Here is a 26,828-nt window from a genome sequence, read left to right as displayed (position 1 = left end):
CGCGCCGCTGGCGGCGTTGTCGTCGGGCGCGATACCGCCGGTATCGCTTCCTCCTCCGCCTTGCCAGCGACACGACCGCGACCCGTCAGTGGAGGGGCGTGGTGTGCGAACCGGCGCTATTCGTTGTCGTTGCCGGTGTTGGCGCTGGCGTTGCCGGAGCGCTCGCCGGCCCAGGTCCAGTTCGCGACCTCGGGGATGTCCTCGCCGTGCTCGCGGGTGTAGGCGCGGGCGCGGATGCGGGCGTCCTGCATCTCCTGGCGGAGACCGGCGGCGCGGGCGCCGAGGCCGGGGGTCCGGTCGATGACGTCGATCACCAGCGAGTAGCGGTCGAGGTCGTTGAGCATCACCATGTCGAAGGGAGTGGTGGTGGTGCCGTTCTCCTTGTACCCGCGCACGTGCAGGTTGCCGTGGCCGGTCCGCTTGTAGGTCAGGCGGTGGATCAGCCACGGATAGCCGTGGTACGCGAACACGATCGGGCGGTCGGGGGTGAAGACCGCGTCGAACTCGCGGTCGGAGAGGCCGTGCGGGTGCTCCGACTCCGACATCAGACGCATCAGATCGACCACGTTGACCGTGCGGATCGCGAGGTCCGGCAGCGTCTCGCGGAGGATGCTCACCGCCGCGAGGGTCTCGAGGGTCGGCACGTCGCCCGCGCAGGCGAGCACGACGTCCGGGGACTCGCCCTGCCGCTCGCTGCTCGCCCACTCCAGGATGCCGAGTCCGCGCGTGCAGTGGGCGACCGCCTCCGCCATCGTGAGCCACTGGGGCGAGGGCTGCTTCCCGGCGACGACCACGTTGACGTAGTCGACGCTCCGGAGGCAGTGGTCGTAGGTCGAGAGGAGCGTGTTCGCGTCGAAGGGCAGGTAGACGCGCACGACCTCGGGCTTCTTGTTGACGACGTGGTCGATGAAGCCGGGGTCCTGGTGGCTGAAGCCGTTGTGGTCCTGGCGCCAGACGTGGCTCGAGAGCAGGTAGTTGAGGCTCGCGATCGGGCGGCGCCACTCGATGTCGCGGGTGCCGTCCAGCCACTTCGCGTGCTGGTTGAACATCGAGTCGATGATGTGGATGAACGCCTCGTAGCAGGTGAAGAGCCCGTGGCGGCCGGTGAGCAGGTAGCCCTCCAGCCAGCCCTGGCACTGGTGCTCCGAGAGCACCTCCATGACCCGCCCGGCGCGAGCCAGGTGGTCGTCGAGGGGGCTGAGCTCGGCGTCCCACTGCTTGTCGGTGGCGGCGTAGACGGACTGAAGCCGGTTGCTCGCGACCTCGTCCGGCCCGAAGAGGCGGAAGTTGGTCGGGTTGGCGCGGATGACGTCGGCGAGCCATTCGCCGAGCACCTTCGTCGCCTCCGCGACGGTGCCACCCGGCTGCTCCACGACGACCTCGTAGCGGCGGAAGTCGGGCAGGTCGAGGGTCTGCCGCAGCAGCCCGCCGTTCGCGTGCGGGGTCGCGCTCATCCGCAGCTCGCCCTCGGGGGCCAGCGAGCGGACGCGGTCGACCACGCCGCCCTCCTCGGTGAAGAGCTCCTCGGGCCGGTAGGAGCGGAGCCAGTCCTCGAGGAGCCGGGTGTGCGCCTCCGTGTCGCGCGCGTTGGGCAGCGGGACCTGGTGCGAGCGGTAGGTGCCCTCCACCTGGACGCCGTCGATCTCGGTCGGGCAGGTCCAGCCCTTCGGGGTCTTCAGCACGATCATCGGCCAGGCCGGGCGTGAGAGGTCGCCGGCGGCGGCGCGCTCCTTGATCGCCGCGATGCGGTCGAGCACCGTGTCCAGGACGTCGGCGAACCGCTCGTGCACGCGCATCGGGTCCTCGCCGTCGAAGCCGCCCTCGACGAGGAACGGCTCGTGGCCGTAGCCCCGGAGGAGGCTGTCGAGCTCCTCCTGCGGGATGCGGGCGAGGACGGTCGGGTTCGCGATCTTCCAGCCGTTGAGGTGCAGGATCGGCAGGACGACGCCGTCGGTGAGCGGGTTCACGAACTTGTTGGAGTGCCAGCTGGTGGCGAGCGGGCCTGTCTCGGCCTCGCCGTCGCCGACGACCGCCGCGACCAGGAGGTCCGGGTTGTCGAAGGCCGCTCCGTACGCGTGGCTCAGCGCGTACCCGAGCTCTCCGCCCTCGTGGATGCTGCCCGGAGTCTCGGGGGCGGCGTGGCTGGGGATGCCCCCGGGGAAGCTGAACTGGCGGAAGAGGCGGCGCAGCCCCTCCTCCGACTCGTCGATGTGCGAGTAGATCTCGCTGTAGGTGCCGTCGAGGTAGGCGTTGGCGACCATGCCCGGTCCGCCGTGGCCGGGACCGGTGATGTAGAGGGTCGGCTGGCGGCGCTCGCGGATCGCGCGGTTCAGGTGCGCGTAGATCAGGTTGAGGCCGGGGGTGGTGCCCCAGTGGCCGAGCAGGCGGGGCTTGATGTCCTCCCGGCTCAGCGGGGTCTTCAGGAGCGGGTTCGCGAGCAGGTAGATCTGCCCGACCGCGAGGTAGTTCGCGGCGCGCCACCAGGCGTCGACCGTGTCGAGAGTGTCCTGCGTCAGCTCGGCGTCGGCGGGTCGGGCGATCCAGCTGTGCTCGGGGACGGGCAGGAGGGACGGAGCGGGGGAGTCGGCCATGTGCCCACGCTGGCATCCGGACGCCCGGGGCGGAAGGGCCTTGCAGGCCCGGCTCAGGAGGGGGTCAGCCGCGCGGCGTCGCCCGGCGGAGGACCAGCGAGCCCACCGCCGTCAGGAGCGCGGCGGGGACGAGGAGCAGAGCGGCGGCTCCGGCGGTGCCCGCGCTCTCGAGGACGTCCGCCACGACCGGCCGGCCCCCGGCGAGAGCGACGACGACGACCACCGCGAGTGCCGCCGCTCCGAGGGCGAGGAGGAAGGCCGTCACCCCGCGCTCCCGCCAGCGGAGGAAGACCGCTCCCGCTGCTCCCCCGAGGGCGAAGGCGGCGAGGAGGGAGCAGAGCAGGACGACGAAGCGCTCGTGCCACGGACCGTCGAGGGGGGAGGCGAGGAAGAGCGCGCCGCCCAGCCCCCAGCCCCCGGTCGCCTCCTCGAGCACCCCGAGGACCACGACGATCGCCGCCCAGAGCACCGACAGGGCCGCGAAGGCGAGGGCGCTGCCGAGGACGTGGTCGCGTCGGGTCGCTCCGTAGCTCAGCGCCAGCCCGAAGGTGGCGGTCGTGGCCTGGATGGAGCCGATGAAGAGGAAGACGACGATCAGCATCCCCGGCCCCACGAGGAGGATGCCCGAGTCGCCGCCGCCCCGCTCGGCCCCGATCCCGCGGAGGACGAGCCACCAGATCACGAGGTTGCCGGCGAGGACGGCGAGCAGGACGAGCAGCGGCCAGCCGAGGACCGTCCCGGGGTGGGCGAGATGGAGCCTCAGGACGGAGAGGATCCTCCGCGAGGAGGCGGAGCTGCGGGCGGGGGCGGTCATGGTCGGTCCTCTCGGATCGGTGGCGGTGGTGTCAGCTGCTGCGCGGGGTGGCGCGGCGGAGGATCGCCCAGCCCGCGACTCCGGCGATCGCGGTCGGGATGAGCGAGAGGGCGTAGCCGCCCGCGTATCCGACGCTGCCGAAGAAGGAGCCGACGGCGGGCCAGTTCTCGGTGAGCGTGAGGAGGGTGATCACGGCCAGCAGGAGGGCGCCGAGGATCCCGAAGAAGAGCAGCATCCCGCGCTGGCGCCAGCGCACGTAGACCGCCGCGGTCGCCGCTCCGATGAAGAAGAAGAAGAGCAGGGCGCAGAGCACCGCGACGGCCTGCTCGCCCACGGAGTCCCCGCCGAAGTAGATCGAGCGGAAGAAGCTGCCGCCGAAGCCCCAGCCGTCGGTCGCGCGCTCCACGATCCCGAGGACCACGAAGACGCCGGTGTAGAAGACCGAGAGGGCGACGAAGGTGAGGGCCGTGCCGAGGGAGAAGTCGCGGCGGGTGGCACCGTAGCCGAGGGCGAGGCCGAAGGTGACGTTCACCGACTGGACGGCCACGACCATCATGTAGACGAAGAGGAAGAAGGACGCGCCGGAGTAGGTCATCCCCTCCTGCGCCTCGAGGCGCTCGCCGGAGTCGAGCCCGCGGAGGATCAGCCACCAGACGACCAGGTTGCCCGCCAGGATGACGGCCGTGATGATCAGCGGCGTGTAGAGGATCGTGGCGGGGTTCGCGAAGTGCAGGCGGACGATGCTGCCGAGGCGGCCGACGGCGGTGTCGTGGCGCGTGTGGGCGCCGGTGAGGGCGGTCATTCCGAGGCCTTCCCGGTGGTGAGCTGGACGACGAGCTGCTGGAGGGGGACGGACTCGAGCTCGAGCCCGTGGCGGGCGGCGGAGGCGCGGCCGGCGTCGTCGAGGCGGGGGAGCGTGGCCGAGGCGCGGCTGCCGAGAGCGGAGCGGGCGATGACCTCGCGGCCGGCGGTGAACGACTCGACGGCCTGCCGGGGTCCGATGACCGTTGCCGCAGCACCCCGCAGCTCCTCCGCGTCACTGTCGACGACGAGGCGGCCCTGATCGATGACGAGGACGTGCTCGAGCAGACTGCTGACCTCGTCGATGAGGTGGGTGGAGAGGACGACCGTGCGCGGGTGCTCGGCGAAGTCCTGGAGGAGGCGGTCGTAGAACAGCTGCCGGGCGACGGCGTCCAGCCCCAGGTACGGCTCGTCGAAGAACGTGAGCGGAGCGCGGGAGGCCAGGCCGACGATCACTCCGATCGCCGAGAGCTGTCCGCGGGAGAGCTTCTTGATCTTGCGGTCGACCGGGAGGCGGAAGTCCTCGACGAGCTCGCGAGCGAACGCCTCGTCCCAGCCGTCGAAGAACCAGGGGGCGCTGCGCAGGACGTGCTTCACCTTGAAGTCGTCCGGGTACTTCTGGCTCTCCTTGATGAAGCAGGTGCGGGAGAGGACGGCGGCGTTCTCCACCGGCGACTGCCCGAAGACGCGGATCTCGCCCGAGCTGGCGAACTCCTGGCCGGTGAGCAGCGACATCAGCGTCGTCTTGCCCGCGCCGTTGCGGCCGAGGAGGCCGTGGATGCGGTTCTCCTCCAGCGCGAAGCCGATGCCGTCGACGGCGCGCATGCGTCCGTAGTGCTTGGTGAGGTCGTGGACCTCGATGACCGCGCTCATCGCGATCCCCCTTCTGTGATCATGTCGGCGAGCTGCTCGGTGCTGAGGCCGAGCTTGGCGGCCTCGGCGAGCAGCGGAGCGACGAACTGGTCGCGGAACTGCGTGCGGCGCTTCTCGACCAGCCGGTCGCGCGCCCCCTCGGCGACGAACATGCCGATCCCCCTCTTCTTGTAGAGCACCCCGTCGTCGACGAGCAGGTTCACGCCCTTGCCGGCGGTGGCCGGGTTGATGCGGTGGAACGCGGCGAACTCGTTGGTCGACGGGACCTGCGACTCCTCCGGCAGTGCGCCGTCGATGATGTCGTTCTCGATCTGCTCGGCGATCTGCAGGAAGAGCGGGCGGGAGTCGTCCACGCGGGCTCCTTCGGTGCTGGGTTGGGTGGTTAGTTGGTGTTGTAACTAACCATGGAGGCGGGAGGCGTCCGTGTCAAGAGGTGCGTGCCGCTCGGTCAGCGCGACGAGGCCCGCGGCGTGCTTCGCTGGCGTTGTGGTGAGGCCCTGTCGTCGCTTCGCGGGGGGCGGGGCACGGCGGGTACACTGGCTCGGCCAGCCTCTGTAGCTCAATGGAAGAGCGACTCCGTCCTAAGGAGCAGGTTGGGGGTTCGAGTCCCTCCAGGGGCACCACGATCCGCGATCGGGATCAGTCCATCGGAAGACCGCGCCGTCGCTCCGTCTGACGCCACGGTCTGCCGCCCGCCCAGCACTCCGAGCTGTGCTGGTCGAGGCGCCGACGGTTCGAGTCCTCGATGGTCCTGCCCGGGTGGGGACTCCTCGGCGGCAGGGAGGCACGACCGAGGAGCTCCTTCGCGGGTTCGCGGCCGTCCTCGTCCTGAGCCTCTCCGTTCAGCGGAACGCGTTCGCGAAAAGCCGACTCGCGGGATTCAGCGCGCTGCTCGCGATAGCCGGTCGCATGGCGGCCGTCCGCAGGCAGTGGCCGGCGGAATCCGAGATCCCCTTCCTCGGCTGGGTGTCGCGGGCCGCCCTCCGCCCGCGGTGCGTGCGCGAGCTCCTCGATCAGGCGAGGGACGGGGAGGAGATCGCGGAGGGACGCCCACCGCGCCGACCGCTCACGGCCTTCTGAGGGCGTCTCGCGGGCCTTCGCTCAGGCGGCGCCGCCATGATCGAGGCTGGTACTCGACGGAAGGTTCTCTGTGAGCATGTTCAAGCGCGTTCTCGGCATGGCGTCGAAGGCGCTCGATTCGAAGAGCGGCTCGGGGTCGTCCTCGAGCGGGACGACCGATTGGCGCGACCTTGTGCGCACCGCCGCCGACAAGGTGACAGGCGACTCGCGGAGCGGGCAGGCCCAGCCGCCTCAGCAGTACGGCTCACCGCGGCGACCCTCCGCGCGACCGCAGGACGCCCGGCCCGGGCAGCAGCCGGTGGTCACGCAGGAGGACCGCGCAGCGATCGCGCGCTACGACTACCTCCTCCGCACCGCCGACCCCGAGCAGCTCGAGCAGGTGCACCGGGACGCGTTCGCGAAGCTGACGACGGCGCAGCGCACACAGGTCGAGGCGCGGCTCCGCGACGAGCTGCCCGCGAACGAGCAGCCGCGGTCCTCCGCCCCCGAGGACCTGGCGCGCGCGGCGACGCGCGGCGAGGCGAACGATCCGGGGTTCCTCAAGAAGATGTTCTCGAAGCCGGGGACCCGCGGCGCCCTCGCGGGTGCTGGCGTCGGAGCGGCGGCGGGCATCGGGCTCGGCGCGGCGGGCGGACTGCTCGCGGCGGTCGCGGGCGGTGCCGTGATCAGCAGCGTCGCCGGTACGCTGCTCGCGCAGGCGTCCGGCCTCGGCGTGGACTTCGAGAACCTCGCCGGCGGGTTCGGCGATCTGGGCGACTTCGGTGACATCACGGGCGGCGCGGGGGAGTTCGTCTCCGGTGCGGGTGAGCACGTGTCCGGGCTGGGGGAGCAGGTGTCGGAGTTCGGCTCCGACTTCCAGCTGCCGGGGCTCGGCGACCTCGGGAACCTCTTCGACCGCTAGACGGACGGGACCGGAGCGCGCCTGCGGAGGAGCGGCGACGCGATCGCGAGTGCCGCGCCGACGACGAGCAGCACGGCCCCCACGATCGCGACGGCGGTCGTCGACCAGTCGGGGAGGTCGACCACCGTCGTGCCGTCGAGCAGCGTCCATTCGCACGCCGCGCCCAGCGGCCACCACGACCAGAAGCCGCGGACCAGGTCGCCTGCCTCGGGCGGGACGCCGCCCAGGCTGACGCTGCACACGTAGTCGAAGCCCTGACGGTCGATGTTCGCGAACTGCAGAGGCACGAGCGCGAGGGCCGCGAGTCCGGCGACGGCGAGGACGAGGCCGGCGAGCAGGGCGAGACGCGCGGCGGTCAGGCGCTTCCTCGCCGGCGTCGAGGCGGGGGCGGGCGGCGTCTCGGTCATCGTCCGATGGTGGCACGCGTTCGTGGGGAGCAGGCGTGTGCCCGGGATCGGCGCCGAACAGCGCGGAGGCACGGGGCGGATGCGTCGGAGCCGCTCCTGGACCGCACACGGACCGGACGCCGGCCGGCGCAGCGGCGACGGGGAGCCCTCGGCGTCGTACCCTCGACTGCATGGGGTTCGTCTTCTCGCTGGTGATCATCGTCCTGACCGTGCTCGCGCTGGTCGACGTCGTGCGGCAGCCGGACAACATCATCAAGAACCTGCCCAAGATCGTGTGGATCCTGCTGATCTTCTTCCTCCCGCTCATCGGCGTCTCGCTGTGGTTCCTGCTCGGGCACGACTGGAAGCGCGGCGACGGCGGATCCTTCGTGCCGGGCGGCCGAGTGCCCCGCCGCCGGAAGCAGGTGCCGCCGACGATGGTGGTGCGGCCCGCTCCGAAGAGCACCGAGGAGCAGCTCGCCGACCTCGAGCGCGAGGAGGCGCACTACGCGCGGCTCGCCGAGGAGCAGCGTCGCCGCCGCGAGGGGGAGCGGCCGCTCGACGCGTGAGCGGCCGCTCCGGAGGCCGCTACTTCGAGAAGTTCGACGCCGCCCACTGGATCGAGGCGATCTTCGCCTGACCCGCGACGCTCGGGTGAAAGTAGTCGGTGGTCCCGATCAGGCCCTTGGTGACGGGGGTCGCGGTGAGCGCTCCGCCGTCCCAGTCGCAGAGCTGACCGGCGGCGCTGCACGCCGTCTGCAGCGCGGTGTTGTACTGCGTCGTCCGCGTCTTCGCGGCAGCGGCGGAGGCGGCCGCGGCGGTGCTGCTGAGCCTGCGGCCGGTGGAGCTGACGCCGCGCGTGGTCCGGCAGAGGTCGCCGCCCGCCCAGACGAGCGCGCCGACTCCGGTCTTCACGACCGACCACTCGGAGGCCACGTTCGGCATCGACGAGAGGACGATGCGGGCGGAGGGCCACGTGGTGCGGATCTTCGTGATCGCGGCGGAGGCTCCGGTGCGGAACGTGCTCGCCGGGGTCATCGTGTAGCCGTCGGAGGCGACGCGGTTGTCGGGCGAGCAGAGGTCGTTGCCGCCGATGAGCAGGGTGACGACGTCCGGCCGCACGCCGGCGGCGACCGCGGCGTCGATCCGCGAGGGGACCTGCGCGACGACGTCGCCGGTGGTGGCGAAGTTCGCGGTCGTGACGGTGGTGCCGGGGAGCGCGGTCCGCAAGCGGGAGGCGAAGGAGTTCACGGAGGAGCTGGTGCCGGTGGACCAGTTGTTGCGGGGGCAGTCCGCGAAGGAGCCGCAGGTCCCGTAGGCCTGGGTGATGGAGTCGCCGAGGCTCAGCACCGAGAGGGTGGCGGGAGTGGCGGCGGCGGCCTGCGCCGGGAGCAGCGCGGCGGCGAGGGCGAGCGCGGCTCCGACGGCGAGGGCGCGGACGCGGCGGCTCGGGGTCGGCGGGCGGGAGAGGGAGAGGCTCATGGGGGACCGTTCTCGAGGGGGAGGACGGTGGGGGAGCCGTCGGTGCTGACGCTAGGGGAGCGGCGCCCCGGATGACCCCGAACGGGTGACCCCAGAACGGGCCGGATGTGCGCGACGGCAGCGGATCCGGTCGTCCGGCGGGCGGAACCGTCTGGAAGGCGAGCGTCCTCTCAGCCGCCTGCCACCGGCACGATCCGCAGCCGGCTCATCGCCCAGACCAGCGCCCCCGACGCGAGGAACGCGACCGCGATCCCGACGACGAACACCGACACCTGCCCGTACCCGGTCGCGGGATCCAGGAACGGATAGGGCACCCAGCCGTCCGTCGCTCCGCGGATCAGCACCACGACGAGCCAGACGATCGGGTAGACCACGACCAGCCAGAGCCTGCGCCACGGCAGCGGAGGGCGATCCGCGAGCAGCAGCCAGTCGAGCAGTCCGTAGACGGGGAACAGCACGTGCATGACGGTGTTGGCCCACGGCAGCGCCACTCCGCCCGCCACATCGGTGAGGAGGGTGTTGTACACGAGGCCGACGACGATGATGTACCCGGTGAAGGCACCCCGCACCAGTAGGAGCCCGCCGGGCGCGGGACGGCGGCGGAGCGCGAGCACGGCGGTGGCTCCGAGCACGACGGCCAGCACGATGTTGCTCTGGATGGTGAAGAAGCCGAAGAAGTTGAACGGGTTCAGCGGCGTCCGAGAGGCGGTGTCGACGGCCGTCGCGATCACGGCCACGAGAACGGCGGCGGCCACGAGGAGGCGGAGGAGCGCGACCGGCACGCGGGCCGACTCCGCCCGGGAGGAGGGAGCGGGCGGCGTCATCGCTCGAGCGTAGCGCCGGAGCGCCTACCCTGTCCCCGTGCTCACGATCGGTGTCGACCTCGCTGCGGAGCCGGTGCGCACCGCTCTCGCCGCCCTCGAGTTCTCCGGCGGCCGGGCCGTCGTCCGCTCGCTCGTACTCGGCGCCGAGGACGCGACGATCGTCGAGGCGTCACGGGACGCGGCGGTCATCGGGATCGACTGCGCGTTCGGCTGGCCGGTGGAGTTCGCGGCGTTCGTCTCCGCGCACACGCGACGGGAGGTCTCGCCGCGGACGCTCGCGGGACGCGACTGGCGCCGCCGCCTCGCGTACCGCGAGACGGACCGGGTGGCGCGCGAGGTCACCGGCCGCTGGCCGCTCAGCGTCTCGACCGACCGGCTCGGGATGACCGCGATGCGCTGCGCGGAGCTGCTCGACGCCTTCGCCGCGAGCGGGGAGGACGTCGACCGCTCCGGGCGCGGACGGCTCGTCGAGGCGTACCCGGCGGCGGCGCTGCGGCTCTGGGGAGTGGACACCACGGGGTACAAGACGCGACCGGAGGCCGTGGCGCTCGCCGCGGAGTCGCTGCGACGGGCCGCACCCTGGCTCGATGTGCCGGCGCCCGCGCTCGCGCTGATGAGCCGCTCCGACGACGCGTTCGACGCCGTCGTCGCCGCTCTCAACGCCCGCGCCCACGCCCTGGGCGCGACCATGCCGGTCCCTCCCGAACTGCAGGAGGCGGCGGAGGCTGAGGGGTGGATCGCGGTCCCGACCGGATCGCTCGCGGAGCTCGCGAGCTGATCCGGCCGTCTCGACGGGTGTGCGCTCAGGCCGGGATCTTCGCCCCCAGCAGGCCGGCGGCGACCTCGGCGGCCCGCTCGGCCTCCTCGACGGTCGAGAAGGGTCCGGTGGGAACGAGGGAGGGCGCGGTGGTCAGTCGGGCGTCGATCTCGAGTCGGAACCGGGGCAGCTCCGCCCCGGGAACGACGACGATCCTGACTCCGTTCCGGCTCCATCGCGCGGGTTGGATAGAAGAAATCTGTGTCATGGTGCTCTCCGCTTTCGCGATCATCCGCACGGGTGGCTGACGCCTCGACCGTGCACGCTTCACGCTACGTCCGGTGCCCGTCTCTCCGAACGGGCTTGACCTCTCAGGCTCGTCGGGCGTAGCGCCTCACTGCAGTCGGTCGAGGGTGTCGCTGATCCGCCGCAGGCACTCGATGAGGACCGACACCTGCGCGGCGTCCAGGTCGGCGAGCACCTCGCCCTCGGCGGCGACGAGATTCCGCATAGCCTCGTCGACCCGCTTCATGCCCCGCGGGGTGAGCGAGACGATCTTGCTGCGCGAGTCGGCGGCGTTCTGCTCGCGGACCACGAGCCCGCGAGCCCCGAGGCGGTCGACGCGGCTGGCGAGGTTGCCGCTGGACAGCGCGAGGTGCGTGGCCAGGGCCGAGGGCGTCATCCCGCCCTCCCCGCGCTGCCGCAGCAGCGAGAGGAGCTCGAACTCCCACGGGGCGAGATCGCTGACGGCGAAGGACTGCCGCCGCACCTCCTGCACGCGCGGACTGAGGCGGCGGAGGCGGGAGACGACGTCCAGAGGCGCGAGATCGAGGTCGGGCAGGGCCCCGGCCCACGCGTCGATCACCAGATCGACATCGTCGTCTTCGCGCATGCCCCGATTATCCCCGCACGGCGCGGGCGCCGACGACGGGTGGTCCGGGGAGGCCGGCGGGCCTAGCCTGTGCGGACGACGGGCGGGCCGGTCAGGCGCGGGCGGCCCGGACGTAGGCGACGATCGCGTTGGCGTGGCCATGGCCCAGGCCGTGCTCGGTCTTCAGCCAGGTGACGACCTGCATGTGCGGCTCGGAGCGCAGCCGCTCGTCGGCGAGGTCGAGCCAGTCCTGGACGGGACGGCCGTAGGTCTTCTCGATGCTCGGGAAGTACGAGGCCGGTCCCTTCGGCTTCGCGCCGTCGGCGGGCGGTTCGGGAGCGAGCACGCGGTCGGTCATGCGGTCACGATAGCGAGCCGCGGTCAGGTCGTGTAGGCCGAGGGGTCGAACCGGCCGAGCTCCTCGCGGAAGGCGAAGGCGAAGTCGGGCCAGAGCAGGGTGAGTCGCCGGTTGTCGTCCAGGTACCAGCTCTCGCAGCCCCCGTTGGTCCAGACGGTGTCGGCGCTGAGGGCGTCGAGCCGTGCGACGGAGGCGGCCTCGGCCTCGGCGGTGACCTCGAGCCGGTCGGCGCCGGAGACCGCGAGGTGGTCGAGCGCGGCGAGCACGTAGGCGGTCTGCGTCTCGATCATGTGCACCGCGGAGTTGTGGCCGAGGCTCGCGTTGGGGCCGTTGACGACGAAGAGGCTCGGGAAGCCGTGGACCGCGGTCGACTCGTACGCGACCATGCCGTCGGCCCAGCGGTCGGCGAGGAGGACGCCGCCGCGGCCGCGGATGCGCCGGGCGAAGGGCGGCCGCGTGGAGTGGAAGCCGGTCGCGAAGACGAGCACGTCGACCCCGTGCGGGACGCCGTCGTCGCCGAGCGCGGCCCCCTCCTCGAGGCGCCGGAGCGGACCGGGGACGACGCGGACGTGCGGCTGCGCGAGAGCGGGGTAGTAGTCGTCCGAGAGGAGCACGCGCTTGCAGCCGATCTCGTAGTCCGGAGTCAGCACGGCGCGGAGCGCGGGATCGATGATCTGCGCCTCGAGGTGGCCGAGCGCCTCCGCCCGCAGCCGATCGATGGCCTCGGGCACGGCGACGCGGCCGGCGAAGCCGAGCTCGGCGCGCCAGAACAGCTCCTCGCGGAGCCTCGCGAGGGCCCCGGGCGCGCGGGAGAGGGTTCGGCGCTCCTCCGGCGGGTACGGGCGGTTCCGGCGGGGGACGACGTACGGGGCCGAGCGCTGGAAGAGCACCACCTCGGCGGCGCGCTCGGCGAGGTGCGGCACGATCTGCACGGCGGAGGCTCCCGAGCCGACGATGCCGACGCGCTTCCCGTCGAGGTCGACGTCGTCCCTCCAGCGGGCGGAATGGAAGGCGGGACCCGCGAACGAATCCAGGCCCGGGACGGCCGGGAGGCGGGGCTCGGAGAGGCGCCCCGCGCAGACGAGGAGGACCGCGGCGGAGTAGTCGCCCCGGGAGGTGCGCACCCGCCAGCGGTGCGCCTCCTCGTCGAAGACCGCCTCGAGCACCTCGGTCCCCAGCCGGAGCCGGGGCGCCAGGCCCTCCTTCTCGACGACGCGCTCGAGGTAGGACTGGATCTCGGCCCCGGGGGCGTAGAACGCCGACCAGTCGGCCTCGGGGGCGAAGGAGTAGGAGTAGAGGTGCGAGGGGATGTCGCAGGAGACTCCGGGGTAGACGTTGTCCCGCCAGGTCCCGCCGATCCGCTCGGCGCGCTCCAACACGACGAACGAGGTCCCGCCGCGGCGCTCCAGGCGGACCGCGGCTCCGAGCCCGGCGAACCCGGCGCCGATCACGACGACGTCGACGTCCATCAGACCGTCGTCCTCGCCAGGACGCTGCCAGCCGGGTCGCGGTGCGGATCGGCGAGGAAGTGCTCGAGGACGGCGAGGAGCTCGGCGGGCCGCTCGGCGAGCACCGCGTGACCGGAGTCGAGGACGGCGTAGCGGGCGTCGTCGATCGCGCCGAGCAGGGCCTCGGCGCCCTCGACTCCTGCGACGGCATCGGCGGAGCAGCCGACCACGAGGGCGGGAACCCGGCAGTCCATAGCGGCCGCAGCGACGTCGGCCCGGGCGGAGGCGGCGAGCATCCTGGCGGCGTCGGCGCCCCACGGGGAGGAGGCGGTGACCGAGCGGACGGCGAGGAGCCGAGCGGCCTCCTCCTGCGCGTCGGGCGGCAGCATCGGCCAGAGGCGCGCCGTGCGGAGGAGGCGCTCCGTCGGGCGCAGCCATCCGGCCACGAGGGCGAGGGCGCGCACCCGCCGATCGCCCGTGGCGAGGGCCACGGCGGATCCGAGCGAGTGGCCGATCAGGACGGCCTCCTCGGCGCCGAGCGCCTCCAGGGAGGCGCGGACCGCGGCGGGTCCGTCGAGCCAGGGGTCGCCGAGATCGGCGAGCTCGAGCGCGGCGACGCGGTGGCGCCGCGCCAGCATCGGCAGCAGCAGCCCGGTGTCGCTTTGCGCGCCCCGGCCGACGCCGGTCAGCAGCAGGACCGCGCGCGGGCTCTCGGCGCCCGCGGTCAGCAGCCGCACGGTGGCGCTGCCCGACTCGATCCGCTCCTCCCGGACCAGGTCGGCCTGGCGCCGCAGGTACTCGGAGCGGGTCATGACGCCCGGCGGGTCCCGCGGACCGGGAGGCGCATCCGCTGCGGACCCGCCGCTGCGACGGGCTCCGCCCGCAGCGCCCTCTCCGGCGCGACCACGCCGTACGTCGTGGTGCGCTGGCGCCAGCCGCGGCCGATCTCGCCGCTCAGCCGGGCGACGGTCGCGATGTCGAGCGAGCGGTAGGCCTCCGCTCCGGCCTCGGGCCGCAGGGCGCCGTCGAGCAGCAGGCCGCCGAGGTCGTCCGCCCCGCCGCGGAGGAGGACCTGCGCCGCGTGCAGTCCGAGCTTGGTCCAGGCGGTCTGCACGTGGGCGATCCGGCCGTGGAGGACGAGCCGTGCGACGGCGTGCACGGCGCGGGTCTCGCGGAGGGTCGGCCCGCCCCGGCTCGCGCGCACCACGGCGGGAGGCGCCTCCGCCGGGACGAAGGGCATCGCGATGAACTCGGTGAAGCCGCCCGTCTCGTCCTGGATCGCCGCGAGCGTGCGCAGGTGCGCGAGCTGCTGCTCGGGGGTCTCGACGTGTCCGTAGACCATGGTCGAGGTGGAGCGGAGGCCGCTGCGGTGCGCGGCCGTGATCGCCTCGCGCCACTCGGCCACGGTCGGGTCCGTCCCCTCGCTCAGGACGGCGCGGACGTCGTCGTCGAGGATGCGGGCGGCGGTCCCCGGGACGGAGTCCACGCCGGCCTCGCGCAGAGCGTCGAGCATCGCGGGCAGGGTTCGGCCCGTGCGCCGGGCGACCTCGAGGATCTCGCCGGGCCGGTAGGCGTGCAGGTGCAGCGAGGGCTGCCGCTGCTTCAGCGTGCGGACGATCAGCAGCAGATCGTCGCCCAGGTGCTCCGGTCCGATCGCGCCCTGGAGGCAGAGCTCGGTGGCGCCGAGCGCGACCGCCTCGTCGGCGAGCTCCTCCAGCCGCTCGACGGTCAGCCCGCCGTCTCCCCAGAGGGAGGTGTCGATGTTGCGGTTGACGACGACCGAGACCTCGTCGCCGGCGGCGTCGTGCCGCAGGTCGTCCGCCAGAGCGGAGAGGGCGTCGAGGTCGTCGCCGTCGGCTGCGAGCAGGGCGAGGTAGTCGGCGTCCTCGAGACCGGCGGGGTCCGTCTCCGCCCGGGCGAGCACGGCGCCGAGGGCGGGCGCGACCGGTCGGGGCAGGGCGTCGAGCGAGTCGCGGTAGGGCCGGGGGAGGACCGCTGCCGCCTCGTCGGCGAGCCAGGTCCCGCGGTCGGCGAGCGCCTCGACGTAGGGAGCGACGCGCGGATCGATCCAGGTGGCCGAGTCGCGGAGGTACTGCGGGTGGGCGGTCAGCCGCTCGTGCAGCCGGTAGCCGGCCGCCGCGGTGAGCCGCGCGAGGTCGTCGATGTTCGGCCAGGGGCGCTCCGGATTCACGTGATCCGCCGTGAGCGGGCTGACACCGCCCCAGTCGTCGACCCCGGCGCGCAGCAGCAGCCCGAGCTCCTGCTCGTCGGTGAGGTTCGGCGGCGCCTGGATCGTCGCCTCGGCGCCCAGCACGAGGCGCGCGACCGCGACGTTGGCCACGTACTCCTGCAGCTCGAGGTCGACCTCGTTCTGCATGGCCGTCCGCGGCTTCGCGCGGAAGTTCTGAACGATGCACTCCTGCACGTGGCCCCACCGCTCGTGGGACTCGCGGATCGCGAAGAGGGCGTCCGCCCGCTCCGCCGCGTTCTCGCCGATGCCCAGCAGCACGCCGGTGGTGAAGGGGATGCGGCTGCGTCCCGCGTCCTCGAGCACGCGCAGGCGCAGCGCCGGGTCCTTGTCCGGGGAGCCGTAGTGCACGCCGCCCTTCTCGGACCAGAGGCGCTCGGCGGTCGTCTCGAGCATCATGCCCATCGAGGGCGCGACCGGGCGGAGCCGCTGCAGCTCAGCCCACGACATCACGCCGGGGTTCAGGTGCGTGACCATGCCCGTCTCGCTCATGACCAGGACGGCCATCGCGCGCACGTACTCGAGCGTCGAGGCGTAGCCGTGCTCGGCGAGCCAGGCGCGGGCGACCGGCCACCGGTCCTCCGGGCGGTCGCCGAGCGTGAACAGGGCCTCCTTGCAGCCGAGCGCGGCACCGGCGCGGGCGACCTCGAGGATCTCCTCCGGCTCCATGAAGGTCGACTCGCGCTTGGCCGCGAGCCCGCCCGGTGTCTCCACGAAGACGCAGTAGTGGCACCGGTCGCGGCAGAGCTTGGTCAGCGGGACGAAGACCTTCCGCGAGTAGGTGACGACGCCGGGCCGTCCGCGGCGGGCGAGTCCGTCGTCGCGCAGGCGGCCGGCGGCCTCCAGCAGCAGGTCGAGGTCGTCGCCGCGCGCGCCGAGGAGCTCCTCGGCGGTCTCGCGTGTCAGCGCCTCGCCGCGGTCGAGCCGGGCGAGCAGGGTGGCCGTGGTCATGCGGGAGCGGCCCTTCCGAAGGGGGTCGTGGCGGAGGCGGGAGGTCAGAGCGCGCGCAGCCGCGGCGCGAGGTCGCGCTCGAAGGCGTCGAAGAAGCGCTGCTGGTCGTCGCCCGGGGCGTGGAAGACCAGGTGGGTGAAGCCCGCGTCGACGTAGGGCTTGATCTGCGCGACCGTCTCCTCGGGGTCGGAGCCGACGATCCAGCGCTTCGCGACCTGCTCGATCGGCAGCTCGTCGGCGGCGCGCTCCATGTCGACCGGATCGGTCAGCGAGTGCTTCTGCTCCGGCGACAGCGAGAGCGGCGCCCAGAAGCGCGTGTTCTCGAGCGCGAGCGCCGGATCGGGATCGTAGGAGAGCTTGATCTCGATCATGCGGTCGATGGTCGAGGAGTCGCGATCGGCCGCCGCGGCGCCCTCCTCGACGGCGGGGAGCAGCTTCTCGGTGTAGAGCTCCATGCCCTTGCCCGACGTGCAGATGAAGCCGTCGCCCGCGCGGCCGGCGTACTTGGCGACGACGGGGCCGCCCGCCGCGATGTAGACCGGCACGCCGCTCTCGGGCTTGTCGTAGATCGACGCCTCGTGCGTGGAGTAGTACTCGCCGTCGAAGGTGACGCGGTCGCCCGCCCAGAGCGCGCGCATGAGCCGCACGGCCTCGCGCAGGCGGGCGAAGCGCTCCTTGAAGTCGGGCCAGGTCTGCTCGCCCGCGCCCTGGTAGCCGGTGGCGACCTCGTTCAGCGCCTCGCCGGTGCCGACACCGAGCATGATCCGCTCGGGGTAGAGCACGCCGAGCGTGCCGAACGCCTGGGCGATGACGGCGGGGTTGTAGCGGTAGTGCGGGGTCATCACGGAGGTGCCGAGGGTGATGGTGGAGGTGCGCTCACCGGCCGCGGCGAGCCAGGCGAGGGAGAACGGCGCGTGCCCGCCCGTGTGCCGCCACGGCTGGAAGTGGTCCGAGACGACCGCGGTCTCGAAGCCGTGCCGCTCTGCGCCGACCGCGAGCTCGACGAGCTCCCGGGCGCCGAACTGCTCCGCCGATGCCTTGTACCCGAGCGTGATCGTCATCTGCAGCCTTCGTGAGAGGTGGGACGGCCCCCGGAGCGGGAGCGGCCCCTCCATTCTGCGCCCGCCGCGGCGTCCGGCGGGACGGGTGGACGCACCCGGGGGAGGCGTGCCCCGATCCCGTGCTGGGGAGGAGCCTCAGGCCGGCGGAGCGGCGATGTTCACCATCCAGCCGACGCCGTAGCGGTCGACCAGCATCCCGAAGCGGTCGCCCCAGGGTGAGGCGACCAGCGGCTCGACGACCGTGCCGCCCTCGGCCAGGCCGTCCCAGTAGCCGCTCAGCTCGGCGTCGTCGTCGCCGAAGAGCGCGATCGTGATGCGGGCGCCGCTCTCGGCCGGGCTCGAGGAGGGGGAGTCGGAGCCCATCAGGATCATCCCGCTCGGCGTGACGAGCTGGGCGTGCATGATCCGGTCCTGGTCGGCCGGATCCGCGCTCATCCCGAAGTCGCCGAAGCGGCTGGAGCTGAGCTCGCCGCCGAGGACGTCCCGGTAGAACTCCATCGCCTCCTGCGCGGAGCCGTCGAAGCCGATGTAGGGGCTCAGTGAAGTGGGCACGGCACGCCTTTCCGTCGAGGTGCGCCCAGTATCTCCGCGTCCCGACGCGAGCACCAGGGGCGTCCTGCAGAAGGTCCGCCCCCGGCCCTCAGAGCTCGTCGCGGGTGGGCGGGTTCGCGCCGGAGCGGGAGGTCGTGATGCCGGCGACGTGCGCGGCGTGGCGGCCGATCGCGTGCAGGGCGGGGCCGTCGAGGAGCATCCCGTTCGCGGCGCCGAGGCCCTGGCGGAACGCCTCGTCGAGGATCGCGCCCATCGCGGAGTCGCCGGCGCCGATCGTGTCCGCCACCACGATCCGGGCGGCGGGCACGGTCACCCGCGTGACGGCCGAGGCCAGCAGCAGTCCCTCCGCGCCGCGGGTGACGACCGCGAGCTGCGACCCGAGGGAGAGCAGCCTGCTGAGGACCTCGTCGAGCTGCATCGTCGGGTAGAGCCACTCCGCGTCCTCGTCGCTGAGCTTCACGACCTCGCACGCGGCGGCGATCCGCTCGAAGCGCGCGAGCGCCTCGGCGTGCGCGCCGACCAGAGCCGGACGGATGTTCGCGTCGACGCTCGCCGTCACTCCGGCGGGCAGAGCCTCGAGGAGCCCGAGCACGGCGGATCCGCCCGGCTCGAGGAAGATCGCGATGGAGCCGGTGTGGACGTGGGAGGCGCCCTCCGGGTCCGCCGCCGGCGGGTTCCAGGAGAGGTCGAAGACGTAGCGGGCCGACCCGTCCGCGGCGAGGACCGCCCGAGCGGTGCTGGTGCGCTCCGAGTCGCCGTGCCGGACCTCCACTCCGGAGGCCTCGAGGTGGGCGCTGATGCGGCGGCCGCGCTCGTCGTCGGCGATGTCGGTGACGAGGGTCGCGGGTCGCCCGAGTCGGGCGAGCGTGAGGGCGACGTTGGCCGGGGAGCCGCCGACGTGCTCCGTGGCGCTGCCGTCGCGCTCGACGATGTCGATCAGCGCCTCGCCGATGACCAGGGTGCGGGAAGCCGGGCTGACGCGCTCGTCGGTGGAGGACATGCCGACATCATGCCGGGTGACGGGGTCGCCCCGCGACGCGCGGGGCCGACCGGCGCGAGCGGCTCGCGTCCCGCCCGCGGTCTCAGACCCGGTCGCGCAGGTCCGCCAGCACCGCGTCCACGGTCGTGATCTCGATCAGCGGCACGTACAGGGACATGGCGTCGAGCGCGCGCTGGTGGTCGGCCTCGGAGGCGCCGGCGCAGGCGTCCGCGGCGACCCTGACCCGCACTCCGGCGTCCGCGGCCGCCAGCGCCGTCGAGAGCACGCAGCAGTCGGTCGAGACGCCGGTGAGCACGAGCTCGCGGGAGTCGTCGAGCTCGGCCTCGAGCTCGGGCCCCCACTTGCCGAAGGTCGTGGCGGTGATCGTGCGGTGGCCCTCGAACCCGGCCACGAGCTCGTAGAGCCGGTCGCTCTCGGGGACGAGCGCGAACGGCCATTCGCGGTAGTAGGGGATCCACGCGCCGGCGGGCCGCTCCGGGGCGACGAAGCGGGTGGTCACGACCCGCTCGCCGAACGCCGGGAGGAGCCGGCGGGTCCCCTCGGCCGCGCGCTCGAATCCGCCGGATCCCCACGGCGACTCGGCGTCGGCGAAGACGTGCTGCAGGTCGATCGCGACGAGCAGGCTCACGCCGAGGCCTCCTGGCGGCGGACGGCCCCGCGCGAGAGGGCGAGCGTTCCCGCGAAGCCGATCACGAGCGCCACGAGGACGCCGAGGTTGGCGCCGGCCCAGTCGCCGTCGCGGCCGCCGAGCGGGCCGAGGAGGTAGCCCTCCCACTCGAACCCGGGGGAGTAGTTGACCACCAGGCCCCAGCCGATGACCGCACCGATCAGCACGAGGGCCACGGGGACCGCCGAGACGCTGCCGTAGCGGCCGCGGGAGTCGTACAGGGCTTCCTGGTCGTAGTCGCGCCGACGGAGGAGGAGGTCGGCGAGGAACACGCCGAGCCAGGCCGCGATCGGCACGCCGAGGGTGATCAGGAAGCCCTGGAACGGGCCGAGGAAGTCGCCCGCGACGAACACGACGTAGACCGCTCCGAGGACCATCAGCACGCCGTCGATCCCGGCGGCCACCGGCCGCGAGACCTTGAGCCCCGTGCTGAGCAGCGCCAGGCCCGAGGAGTAGATGTCCATCACCGCCCCGCCGATCAGGCCGAGCAGCGCGACGACGATGAAGGGGAGCAGGAACCAGGTCGGCAGGATCCCGGCGAGCGCTCCGATCGGGTCCGCGGCGATCGCGTCCGAGAGCTCCTGCGAGGAGCCGGCCAGCAGCAGGCCGACGACCACCAGCACGACGGGCGCGACCGCTCCGCCGATCGTCGTCCACGCGATCACTCCGCTCGTGCGGGCACCGCGGGGGAGGTAGCGGGAGTAGTCGGCCGCGGCGTTCACCCAGCCCAGCCCGAAGCCGGTCATCATGAACACGAGCCCGCCGATGACCGCGGCGGCCGAGCCCGCGGGCAGGGCGCCGACGGCGGCGAGGTCGATCCGGTCGAGGACGAGCACGACGTAGACCACGGTCAGCACGGCGGTCGCGACGGTGATCGCGAGCTGGAGCCGCATGATCAGGCGGAAGCCCGCGATCCCGGCGATCACGATGAGCGCGGCGACCACGATCAGCGCGACCACCTTGGTGAGCACGCCGCCGTCCCAGCCGAACTCCTCGAACACCGTCGCCGTCGCGAGCACCGCGAGGGAGGCCAGCACCGTCTCCCAGCCCACCGTGAGCAGCCAGGAGATCACCGAGATGAGGCGGTTGCCGTCGACCCCGAAGGCCGCCCGGCTGAGCACCATCGTGGGGGCGGAGCCGCGCTTGCCGGCGACGGCGACCAGACCGCAGAAGAGGAACGAGACGACGATCCCGATCACGCTGACGAGCGTCGCCTGCCCGAAGGAGAGGCCGAAGCCGAGGAGGAAGGAGCCGTAGCTCAGCCCGAGCACGGACACGTTCGCGGCGAACCACGGCCAGAACAGGTCGCGAGGGCGGCCGTGCCGCTCCGACTCCTGGATCGTGTCGAGGCCGTTGAGCTCGATGCCGCTCGCGTGGCGGGTGCTCGGACGATCGGGGGAGGTCATCGCGTCCTCGTTCTCACGGGTGCCGGCCCTGCGCCGGAGCTGTGACGAACCTACAGCGCCCCGCGCTCGAACAGCAGCCGGAGCGATTCGAGGTCGTCCGCGACTCGCGCGCAGTCCTCGTCCCAGTCGTCGAGGCTCATCCCAGGGCGCCGCCGCACGGTGAAGGCCACCTCGGCGCCGTCCCCGTTCACGAGCACCCGGAGCGGATTGTCCACCACCGTCCCGTCGGGGAGCGTGACCTCGTGGTCCGCGACGCCGAACGGGTTCTGCGGGGCGAAGCGCACCTCGACCCGGCCCATCGGCGAGTCGGCGAACCAGCGTCCGTCGACCTCTTCGAGCGCGGCGGAGGCGAGGCCCGCGGCCCACCGCGGGAGGTTCGCCGGGTCGGAGACGAAGGCGTACACCTCCGCGGCCGGAGCCTCGATCACGACGCCCACGGGGCGCGATTCGTACAGGGTCATCCGCTCGTCCTTCCTCTGCAGCCGGTCAGTGCTCGTCGCCGAAGCTGGCGACCAGCAGCGCGGCGAGCGCCGTCCGCTCCAGCATGCCCTCGATGCCGATCGCCTCGCTGCGCGCGTGCGCCCCCTCGCCCGGGGCGCCGAGCCCGTCGAGGACCGGCAGGCCCAGCGCGGCGACGAGGTTGCCGTCGCTCGCCCCGCCGACCGCGATCTCGCGGAGGGGGACGTCGATCCGCTTCGCGACCCGCTCGGCCCTGCGGTAGAGCGCGGCGACGGAGGCGGTTCGCTCGAAGACGGGCCGCTCCCAGGAGCCGCGCACCTCCAGCCGGATGCGCGGGTCGGCGGCTGCGAGCGCGTCGAGCTCGGCCTCGACGCGGGCGGCCTCGGCGGATCCGCGGATCCGCGCCTCCAGCTCCAGGCGCACGCGGGCCGTCGTCACGTTGACCCGCGAGCCGCCGGAGACCACTCCGATGTTGACCGAGGTGCCCTCCTCCTCCCGCGCGATCGCCAGCACCCGCGGGATCAGCGAGCCGAGCTCGTGGATCGCGCTCGCCCCCTTCTCCGGCTCGACCCCGGCGTGCGCCTCGACCCCGACCACGTCGATCACGAAGCGCCCGATGCCCTTGCGCGCCGTCTTGACCGCGTCGCCGATCGCGCCCTCGAACACCAGGACCGCGTCGGCGCCCGCGCACTGCCGCTCCAGGAACGGGCGGGAGGCGGCGCTGCCGATCTCCTCGTCCCCGCTCATCACCAGGCGGACGGCCGGATGCGGGACGCCGGCGTGGCGGAGCGCGGCCACCAGCCACACCATCTGCACCAGCCCGGCCTTCATGTCGTAGCTGCCCGGTCCGCTCAGGCGGTCGCCGTCGACGGCGAAGGGCCAGGAGCGGGTCGTGCCCAGGGGCCACACCGTGTCGTAGTGGCCGAGCAGCGCCACGAACGGACGCGTGCCGCGGTGCGGTCTCGCGGCGCCGCTCGCCGGGACGGTCCAGCTGGTCGCGGTCGGCGCGTCCTGCGCACGCCGGTGCTGCACGTCGGCGTCGTGCCCGAGCCGCTCTCCCACCCAGTGCACCAGGAAGGCGTGCAGCTCGCCGAGCGCCTCGAGGGAGTCGCTGGGGCTCTCGATCATCACGAGGTGCCGGACGTCGTCGAGCATCCGCGAGCGGTTGTCGCGGAGGAAGGAGCGCACGCGGGCGGCGTCGTCGGCATCGGGGAAGGTCATCGACTCCGGAGTACCAGAGTGGGGCCGCTCGCGCGAACCGGCTGAACCGTTCGGGCCCCCGTTACGTTGGTGGAGGAAGAGGTGGAGATGTCCGAGGATCAGGCCCAGATGCTGCGTGCGCTGCACGACGAGCACGCCAGCGCGCTCTGGCGGTTCGTGCTGCGCCTGACCGGCGACCGCCAGATGGCGGAGGACGTCGTGCAGGAGGCGCTGCTGCGCGCCTGGAAGCACCCCGAGATCCTCGCCCAGGGCGAGGCCGCCGCCCGCTCCTGGCTCTACACCGTGGCCCGGAACCTCGTCATCGACGACCGCCGCAGCGCCCGCTACGCCCGGGAGCTGGGCACGGACGAGGTCCCCGAGCGCCCGACCGCCGACCGCACCGACCAGGTGCTCGACGCCTGGCTGCTCTCGGACGCGCTCAGCGGACTGAGCCACGACCACCGCGCCGTCATCGTGCACGCCTACTACGGCGGCCGCACGGTCACCGAGATCGCCGCGCTGCTGGGGATCGCCCCGGGCACCGTCAAGTCTCGGATGCACTACGGGATGCGGGCCCTCAAGCTCGCACTGCAGGAGCGGGGGGTGACGGAGCTGTGAACCGCGACCCCTCCTCCGACGACCGGCACGACGACCCCTTCCGCGACTGGGACGCCGCGTACCTCCTCGGATCCCTGACCGCCGCCGACCGCCGCGAGTACGAGCTGCACCTGCGCGCCTGCCCCGGCTGCCGCGAGTCCCTCGCCGAGTTCGTCCCGCTGCCGGGCCTGCTGGCCCACCTGCCCCAGGACGAGGCGATGCGCCTGGTCGAGGAGCCGGAGGCGGCCGGCGATCCGGCTCCGGCGGCACTGCTGACCCGCCTCGCCGCGGCCACCGACTCCGTCCGCCGCCGGACGCGGCTGCGCATCGCGGGCCTGGTGCTCGCCGCCGCGGGCGTCTCGGCCGCCGCCGCCGTCGCCCTGCCGCTCGCGATCGGCCCGTCCCTCGCCCCCGTCGAGACCGTCGGCTCGACCGTCTCGCTCGCCGCGGCTCCGGGCGTCCCCGTCGAGGCCTCCGTGCGGTTCGTGCCGCAGCAGTGGGGCACGCGGATCGACATGGACTGCAGCTGGGCCGACACGGCCGAGCAGTACGCGGGCTCGGCCGGCTACGTCCTCTACGTCACGGACACCTCGGGCGGCACCGAGGCCGTCGGATCGTGGACGAGCGCGCCGGGGACGACGATGGAGCCCAGCCTCGCCACCGGGCTCCCGCTGTCCGAGATCGCCTCGGTCGAGGTGCGGCTGCAGGGAACGGACACCGTCGTGCTCACCGGCCGCCCCTGAGCGGGCCGCCGGATTCCCAGGTGCGCGCGCGGCGGACTGAGTAGCTTCTCAGTCATGACGATCGCGACCCTCGCCCTCGCCCCCGCCTCCGTGGCGACCGCCTCCTCCTCCGACAGCATCGACGAGCTCTCCGGGCTCGTCGGCGTCGCCGCGCGGGTGATCGCCGCGCTCGGAGAGGCGGGCGTCGGCCTGCTGACGCTGATCGAGACGGTGTTCCCGCCGATCCCGAGCGAGCTCGTGCTGCCGCTGGCCGGCTTCCTCGCCCAGCAGGGCCGGATGAACCTGGTGCTGGTTGTGATCACGGCGACCCTCGGCGCCTACCTCGGCGGCCTGATCCTCTACGCGCTCGGCCACCGCATCGGCACGGAGCGCTCGATCCGCCTGCTCTCCAAGCTCCCGCTGGTCGACCGCGAGGACTTCGAGAAGGCGGTCGGCTGGTTCCGCCGGCACGGCACCTGGGCGGTCCTCTTCGGTCGCCTCATCCCGGGCGTGCGCAGCCTCATCTCGCTCCCCGCAGGGGCCGAGCGGATGAACCTGCTGCTGTTCTCGGGACTGACGATCCTCGGCTCCGGCGTCTGGAACGGCCTGCTGATCGGCCTCGGCGCGGCCCTCGGCACGCAGTACGAGCTCGTCGACCAGTACGCGGGCGTGCTCGACGCGATCATCTACAGCGCGTTCGGCGTGCTGCTGCTCGCGCTCGTTGTGCGCCGCGTGCGGCGGCACCGTGCCGCGGCGCGCACCGGATCGCGCCACTGACCTGCGTCCTCGGGCGGGCGGGCGCAAGGCCCCGCGCCACCCCGCCCCGGTGCCCTAACGTTCGAGGGGTCCGCACTCCCCGACGCGAAGGAACGCCATGTCCGAGACCGCCGCGCCCACGATGTCCCGCACCTCCGTCGAGCGCTGGTGGATCATCGCCGTCTCGCTGATCGCGATCGTGCTCGGCGTCATCGCCGTCCTGATCCCCGGTCCGACGCTGCTGACCGTCGCCATCGTCTTCGGCATCCACCTGATCGCCGCGGGCGTCTTCCGCCTGCTGCTGGCCTTCACCGCCTCGCGGCTCGATGCCCGGGTGCGCTGGCTCGCGGGCCTGCTCGGCGCCCTGATCCTGGTCACGGGCATCCTGTGCCTGTCGAACCCGTTCGAGTCGCTGAGCGTCCTGGGCCTCGTGATCGGCGCGGGCTGGATCCTCGACGGCGTCTCGAGCATCACCAGCGGCCGCACCGTCGCCGGCCCCGCGTGGCTGCCGATCGCGGCAGGGATCGCCTCGGTCATCGCGGGCGTCCTGACGATCATCATGCCCGTGCTGGCGCTGGCCTCCTTCGTCACGGTCGCGGCCATCCTGCTGATCGTCGTGGGCGTCTCGGGCCTGCTCCTGCTCCCGGGCCGCACGAAGCGCCCCGAGGGCGCCGAGGCGTAGACCGCGCGGATGGCCGATCCCGATCTCGTCCCCGAGCTGCTCGTCGCCGACCTCGACCGGAGCCTGGGATTCTGGTGCGGTCCCTGCGGGTTCCGGATCCACTACGCCCGGCCCGAGGAGGGCTTCGCGTACCTGGTCCTCGGCTCCGCGCACGTGATGCTCGAAGAGGCGGGTCGGGGCCGCAACTGGATCGCGGCACCGCTGGAGCGCCCGCTCGGCCGGGGGATGAACCTGCAGCTGCACGTCGACGACGCGGACCGGACGGCGGCGGCGCTCGCCGAGGCCGGGACGCCGCTGTTCTCGCCGCTCGAGACCCGCTGGTACCGGGTCGGAGCGGAGGAGGCGGGCGTCCGTCAGCTGGTGGTCGCCGATCCCGACGGGTACCTGCTGCGGTTCCAGTCGTCGCTCGGACGCCGACCGGCCCGAGCGGACGTCCCCGTCGCTCCCTGACCGGCCGACTGCGCCACCATCCGCTCGGCTCAGGACGTCATGCCAGCGAGTGACGACCGTGACACCGCGCGGCTGGTTCCCTCGGAGACATGACGCAGCACCCCGCCACCGCGACCCTCCCGCAGGTCCCGGCCGCCGCCCTCTCCGAGCCCGCGATCGAGCAGGCCGCCTCGGCGGAGCACGAGCCCCTCGTCCGTCCGGCAGACCTGGTGTCGGCGCTCACGGGCGTCGCGCTCTGCTTCTTCTCCCTCTTCGTCTACGCCATCGCGCACTGGCAGTACTTCGGCACGGACGTCGACGAGGTGAGCGTCCTCGGCTGGCTCGCGCCGCTGATCGCCGGCGTCGCCTGCCTGCTGTCGGCCGTCGTGTCCGTCGGGGTCCGCGCCTCCGGGCGCCGCGCCGAGCGGACCGCGGCATGATCCCCGTCCTCGCCGGGCCCGGCCTCGAAGCCGCGGAGCAGCTCCTCGTCCGCGCCGGCTGCCTCCGCCCCGAGCACCCGTGGGCGGCCGGTGCCGCCACGGAGGCCGCGCCGCGGATCGACTTCGCCGTCCTCGCCGAGCAGGCGTGCCTCCTCGACCTCTCGGAGGAGGCGGTCGCCCGCATCGCCGTGTCGCTCGCCACCGGCCGTCCCGTCGATCTGCGGAGCGCCTTCGGGCATCTCACGCGCGACCACGCCCGGCTCGTCATGACCGCGGTCGCCGCGGCCGCCGGGCACGACCGCGTGAGCAGCCGGATCCGCGTGGTCGGCGACGAGCGCCGGGTCGAGACGGCGCCGCCCCTGGCCGTCTGGCCCTCCTGACCCCCGCCCGCCCCGATCGGGCGGGCGCGCTCGCCGATCCGACCCTGGGCTCCGCGTTCCTCCGATGCTCCGGCCCGGTGAGCCGTACGGAG

The 26,828-nt window shown here is 73.2% G+C and carries 31 protein-coding genes and 1 tRNA gene; 11 read left to right on the top strand and 21 right to left on the bottom strand.

Going from position 1 to position 26,828, the window contains the following annotated elements:
* Positions 1-116: 116 nt before the first annotated feature.
* The 5 genes from C5C39_RS00765 to C5C39_RS00745 form a co-directional block, all read right to left on the bottom strand.
* Positions 117-2,591, bottom strand: coding sequence for a phosphoketolase (locus C5C39_RS00765; RefSeq protein ID WP_104352425.1), 2,475 nt, complete (start codon positions 2,589-2,591; stop codon positions 117-119).
* 64 nt (positions 2,592-2,655) lie between these two features.
* On the bottom strand, positions 2,656-3,405 hold the full coding sequence (locus tag C5C39_RS00760; protein WP_104352424.1) for a hypothetical protein: 750 nt from the start codon (positions 3,403-3,405) through the stop codon (positions 2,656-2,658).
* A gap of 31 nt (positions 3,406-3,436) precedes the next feature.
* The gene (locus C5C39_RS00755) at positions 3,437-4,207 is read right to left on the bottom strand and encodes an ABC transporter permease (protein ID WP_104335747.1); all 771 of its coding nucleotides are present in this window, start codon (positions 4,205-4,207) and stop codon (positions 3,437-3,439) included.
* Complete coding sequence (locus C5C39_RS00750; RefSeq protein ID WP_104224612.1) at positions 4,204-5,079, bottom strand: ABC transporter ATP-binding protein; 876 nt, start codon at positions 5,077-5,079, stop codon at positions 4,204-4,206. Before C5C39_RS00750 ends, C5C39_RS00755 begins: the two co-directional genes overlap by 4 nt.
* The gene (locus tag C5C39_RS00745; protein WP_104224613.1) at positions 5,076-5,432 is read right to left on the bottom strand and encodes a GntR family transcriptional regulator; all 357 of its coding nucleotides are present in this window, start codon (positions 5,430-5,432) and stop codon (positions 5,076-5,078) included. Before C5C39_RS00745 ends, C5C39_RS00750 begins: the two co-directional genes overlap by 4 nt.
* 195 nt (positions 5,433-5,627) lie before the next feature.
* Between C5C39_RS00745 and C5C39_RS00740 the strand changes: the two genes are divergently transcribed.
* A tRNA-Arg gene (locus tag C5C39_RS00740) sits at positions 5,628-5,702 on the top strand.
* A 533-nt stretch (positions 5,703-6,235) separates the two neighbouring features.
* Positions 6,236-7,060, top strand: coding sequence for a hypothetical protein (locus C5C39_RS00730; RefSeq protein WP_258075748.1), 825 nt, complete (start codon positions 6,236-6,238; stop codon positions 7,058-7,060).
* Here the strand turns inward: C5C39_RS00730 and C5C39_RS00725 are convergent.
* Positions 7,057-7,467, bottom strand: coding sequence for a hypothetical protein (locus C5C39_RS00725; protein ID WP_104249440.1), 411 nt, complete (start codon positions 7,465-7,467; stop codon positions 7,057-7,059). The genes C5C39_RS00730 and C5C39_RS00725 overlap by 4 nt on opposite strands.
* A gap of 170 nt (positions 7,468-7,637) precedes the next feature.
* Between C5C39_RS00725 and C5C39_RS00720 the strand changes: the two genes are divergently transcribed.
* Positions 7,638-8,015, top strand: a complete 378-nt coding sequence (locus C5C39_RS00720; RefSeq protein ID WP_104352421.1) for a PLD nuclease N-terminal domain-containing protein — start codon at positions 7,638-7,640, stop codon at positions 8,013-8,015.
* Between the two features lie 19 nt (positions 8,016-8,034).
* Here C5C39_RS00720 and C5C39_RS00715 read toward each other — a convergent pair whose 3' ends face one another.
* On the bottom strand, positions 8,035-8,928 hold the full coding sequence (locus C5C39_RS00715; protein ID WP_104352420.1) for a GDSL-type esterase/lipase family protein: 894 nt from the start codon (positions 8,926-8,928) through the stop codon (positions 8,035-8,037).
* A 170-nt stretch (positions 8,929-9,098) separates the two neighbouring features.
* The gene (locus tag C5C39_RS00710; protein ID WP_104249443.1) at positions 9,099-9,752 is read right to left on the bottom strand and encodes a Pr6Pr family membrane protein; all 654 of its coding nucleotides are present in this window, start codon (positions 9,750-9,752) and stop codon (positions 9,099-9,101) included.
* 37 nt (positions 9,753-9,789) lie between these two features.
* On the opposite strand from C5C39_RS00710, the gene C5C39_RS00705 reads away from it, so the two are divergent.
* Positions 9,790-10,530: a DUF429 domain-containing protein gene (locus tag C5C39_RS00705; RefSeq protein ID WP_104352419.1), complete on the top strand. Its 741-nt coding sequence runs from the start codon at positions 9,790-9,792 to the stop codon at positions 10,528-10,530.
* Between the two features lie 25 nt (positions 10,531-10,555).
* On the opposite strand, the gene C5C39_RS00700 is transcribed toward C5C39_RS00705, so the two are convergent.
* The 13 genes from C5C39_RS00700 to C5C39_RS00640 all read right to left on the bottom strand — a co-directional run bounded on the left by C5C39_RS00700 (position 10,556) and on the right by C5C39_RS00640 (position 22,751).
* Positions 10,556-10,777, bottom strand: coding sequence for a hypothetical protein (locus C5C39_RS00700; protein WP_146076606.1), 222 nt, complete (start codon positions 10,775-10,777; stop codon positions 10,556-10,558).
* A 126-nt stretch (positions 10,778-10,903) separates the two neighbouring features.
* The gene (locus tag C5C39_RS00695) at positions 10,904-11,401 is read right to left on the bottom strand and encodes a MarR family winged helix-turn-helix transcriptional regulator (protein WP_104352418.1); all 498 of its coding nucleotides are present in this window, start codon (positions 11,399-11,401) and stop codon (positions 10,904-10,906) included.
* A 91-nt stretch (positions 11,402-11,492) separates the two neighbouring features.
* Positions 11,493-11,738 (bottom strand): DUF4287 domain-containing protein, encoded by a 246-nt coding sequence (locus tag C5C39_RS00690; protein WP_104225060.1) that lies wholly within the window; start codon positions 11,736-11,738, stop codon positions 11,493-11,495.
* A 23-nt stretch (positions 11,739-11,761) separates the two neighbouring features.
* Positions 11,762-13,207 (bottom strand): NAD(P)/FAD-dependent oxidoreductase, encoded by a 1,446-nt coding sequence (locus C5C39_RS00685; RefSeq protein WP_104352417.1) that lies wholly within the window; start codon positions 13,205-13,207, stop codon positions 11,762-11,764.
* Positions 13,207-13,998, bottom strand: a complete 792-nt coding sequence (locus C5C39_RS00680) for an alpha/beta fold hydrolase (RefSeq protein WP_104352416.1) — start codon at positions 13,996-13,998, stop codon at positions 13,207-13,209. The genes C5C39_RS00685 and C5C39_RS00680 overlap by 1 nt, the downstream gene beginning before the upstream one ends.
* Entirely contained in the window at positions 13,995-16,385 is a 2,391-nt protein-coding gene (gene cofG, locus C5C39_RS00675) for a 7,8-didemethyl-8-hydroxy-5-deazariboflavin synthase CofG (protein ID WP_104352415.1), read from the bottom strand. Before cofG ends, C5C39_RS00680 begins: the two co-directional genes overlap by 4 nt.
* Before the next feature lie 44 nt (positions 16,386-16,429).
* The gene (gene fgd / locus C5C39_RS00670) at positions 16,430-17,446 is read right to left on the bottom strand and encodes a glucose-6-phosphate dehydrogenase (coenzyme-F420) (protein WP_181067747.1); all 1,017 of its coding nucleotides are present in this window, start codon (positions 17,444-17,446) and stop codon (positions 16,430-16,432) included.
* Between the two features lie 135 nt (positions 17,447-17,581).
* Positions 17,582-17,998, bottom strand: a complete 417-nt coding sequence (locus C5C39_RS00665; RefSeq protein WP_104246718.1) for a VOC family protein — start codon at positions 17,996-17,998, stop codon at positions 17,582-17,584.
* An 88-nt stretch (positions 17,999-18,086) separates the two neighbouring features.
* Positions 18,087-18,998, bottom strand: a complete 912-nt coding sequence (locus tag C5C39_RS00660) for a carbohydrate kinase (RefSeq protein WP_104225065.1) — start codon at positions 18,996-18,998, stop codon at positions 18,087-18,089.
* A gap of 82 nt (positions 18,999-19,080) precedes the next feature.
* Complete coding sequence (locus C5C39_RS00655; RefSeq protein ID WP_104352414.1) at positions 19,081-19,626, bottom strand: cysteine hydrolase family protein; 546 nt, start codon at positions 19,624-19,626, stop codon at positions 19,081-19,083.
* Positions 19,623-21,071 (bottom strand): cytosine permease, encoded by a 1,449-nt coding sequence (locus C5C39_RS00650; RefSeq protein ID WP_104352413.1) that lies wholly within the window; start codon positions 21,069-21,071, stop codon positions 19,623-19,625. Before C5C39_RS00650 ends, C5C39_RS00655 begins: the two co-directional genes overlap by 4 nt.
* Before the next feature lie 50 nt (positions 21,072-21,121).
* The gene (locus tag C5C39_RS00645; protein WP_104246714.1) at positions 21,122-21,532 is read right to left on the bottom strand and encodes an SRPBCC family protein; all 411 of its coding nucleotides are present in this window, start codon (positions 21,530-21,532) and stop codon (positions 21,122-21,124) included.
* Between the two features lie 25 nt (positions 21,533-21,557).
* A complete protein-coding gene (locus C5C39_RS00640) occupies positions 21,558-22,751 on the bottom strand; it encodes a M20/M25/M40 family metallo-hydrolase (RefSeq protein WP_219813303.1) in 1,194 nt (397 codons plus the stop codon).
* A gap of 87 nt (positions 22,752-22,838) precedes the next feature.
* Here C5C39_RS00640 and C5C39_RS00635 point away from each other — a divergent pair, with 87 nt between their 5' ends.
* The 7 genes from C5C39_RS00635 to C5C39_RS00605 all read left to right on the top strand — a co-directional run bounded on the left by C5C39_RS00635 (position 22,839) and on the right by C5C39_RS00605 (position 26,736).
* Positions 22,839-23,348 carry a sigma-70 family RNA polymerase sigma factor gene (locus C5C39_RS00635; RefSeq protein ID WP_104225070.1) on the top strand — a complete coding sequence of 170 codons (510 nt, stop codon included), beginning with the start codon at positions 22,839-22,841 and terminating at the stop codon, positions 23,346-23,348.
* Positions 23,345-24,070: an anti-sigma factor gene (locus tag C5C39_RS00630; RefSeq protein WP_104295921.1), complete on the top strand. Its 726-nt coding sequence runs from the start codon at positions 23,345-23,347 to the stop codon at positions 24,068-24,070. The genes C5C39_RS00635 and C5C39_RS00630 overlap by 4 nt, the downstream gene beginning before the upstream one ends.
* Before the next feature lie 54 nt (positions 24,071-24,124).
* Positions 24,125-24,826 (top strand): DedA family protein, encoded by a 702-nt coding sequence (locus C5C39_RS00625; protein ID WP_104225072.1) that lies wholly within the window; start codon positions 24,125-24,127, stop codon positions 24,824-24,826.
* A 97-nt stretch (positions 24,827-24,923) separates the two neighbouring features.
* Positions 24,924-25,487, top strand: coding sequence for an HdeD family acid-resistance protein (locus C5C39_RS00620; protein ID WP_104352412.1), 564 nt, complete (start codon positions 24,924-24,926; stop codon positions 25,485-25,487).
* Positions 25,488-25,496: 9 nt separating this feature from the next.
* Complete coding sequence (locus C5C39_RS00615) at positions 25,497-25,937, top strand: VOC family protein (RefSeq protein ID WP_104225074.1); 441 nt, start codon at positions 25,497-25,499, stop codon at positions 25,935-25,937.
* A gap of 89 nt (positions 25,938-26,026) precedes the next feature.
* Entirely contained in the window at positions 26,027-26,356 is a 330-nt protein-coding gene (locus C5C39_RS00610) for a hypothetical protein (RefSeq protein WP_104226447.1), read from the top strand.
* Positions 26,353-26,736 (top strand): hypothetical protein, encoded by a 384-nt coding sequence (locus C5C39_RS00605; RefSeq protein ID WP_104232859.1) that lies wholly within the window; start codon positions 26,353-26,355, stop codon positions 26,734-26,736. The genes C5C39_RS00610 and C5C39_RS00605 overlap by 4 nt, the downstream gene beginning before the upstream one ends.
* The last annotated feature ends 92 nt before the right edge of the window (positions 26,737-26,828 follow it).

The sequence above is a fragment of the Rathayibacter sp. AY1F3 genome (genome assembly GCF_002931975.1).
Taxonomy (GTDB): Bacteria; Actinomycetota; Actinomycetes; order Actinomycetales; family Microbacteriaceae; genus Rathayibacter.
This window is presented reverse-complemented; position numbering and strand designations above follow the sequence as displayed.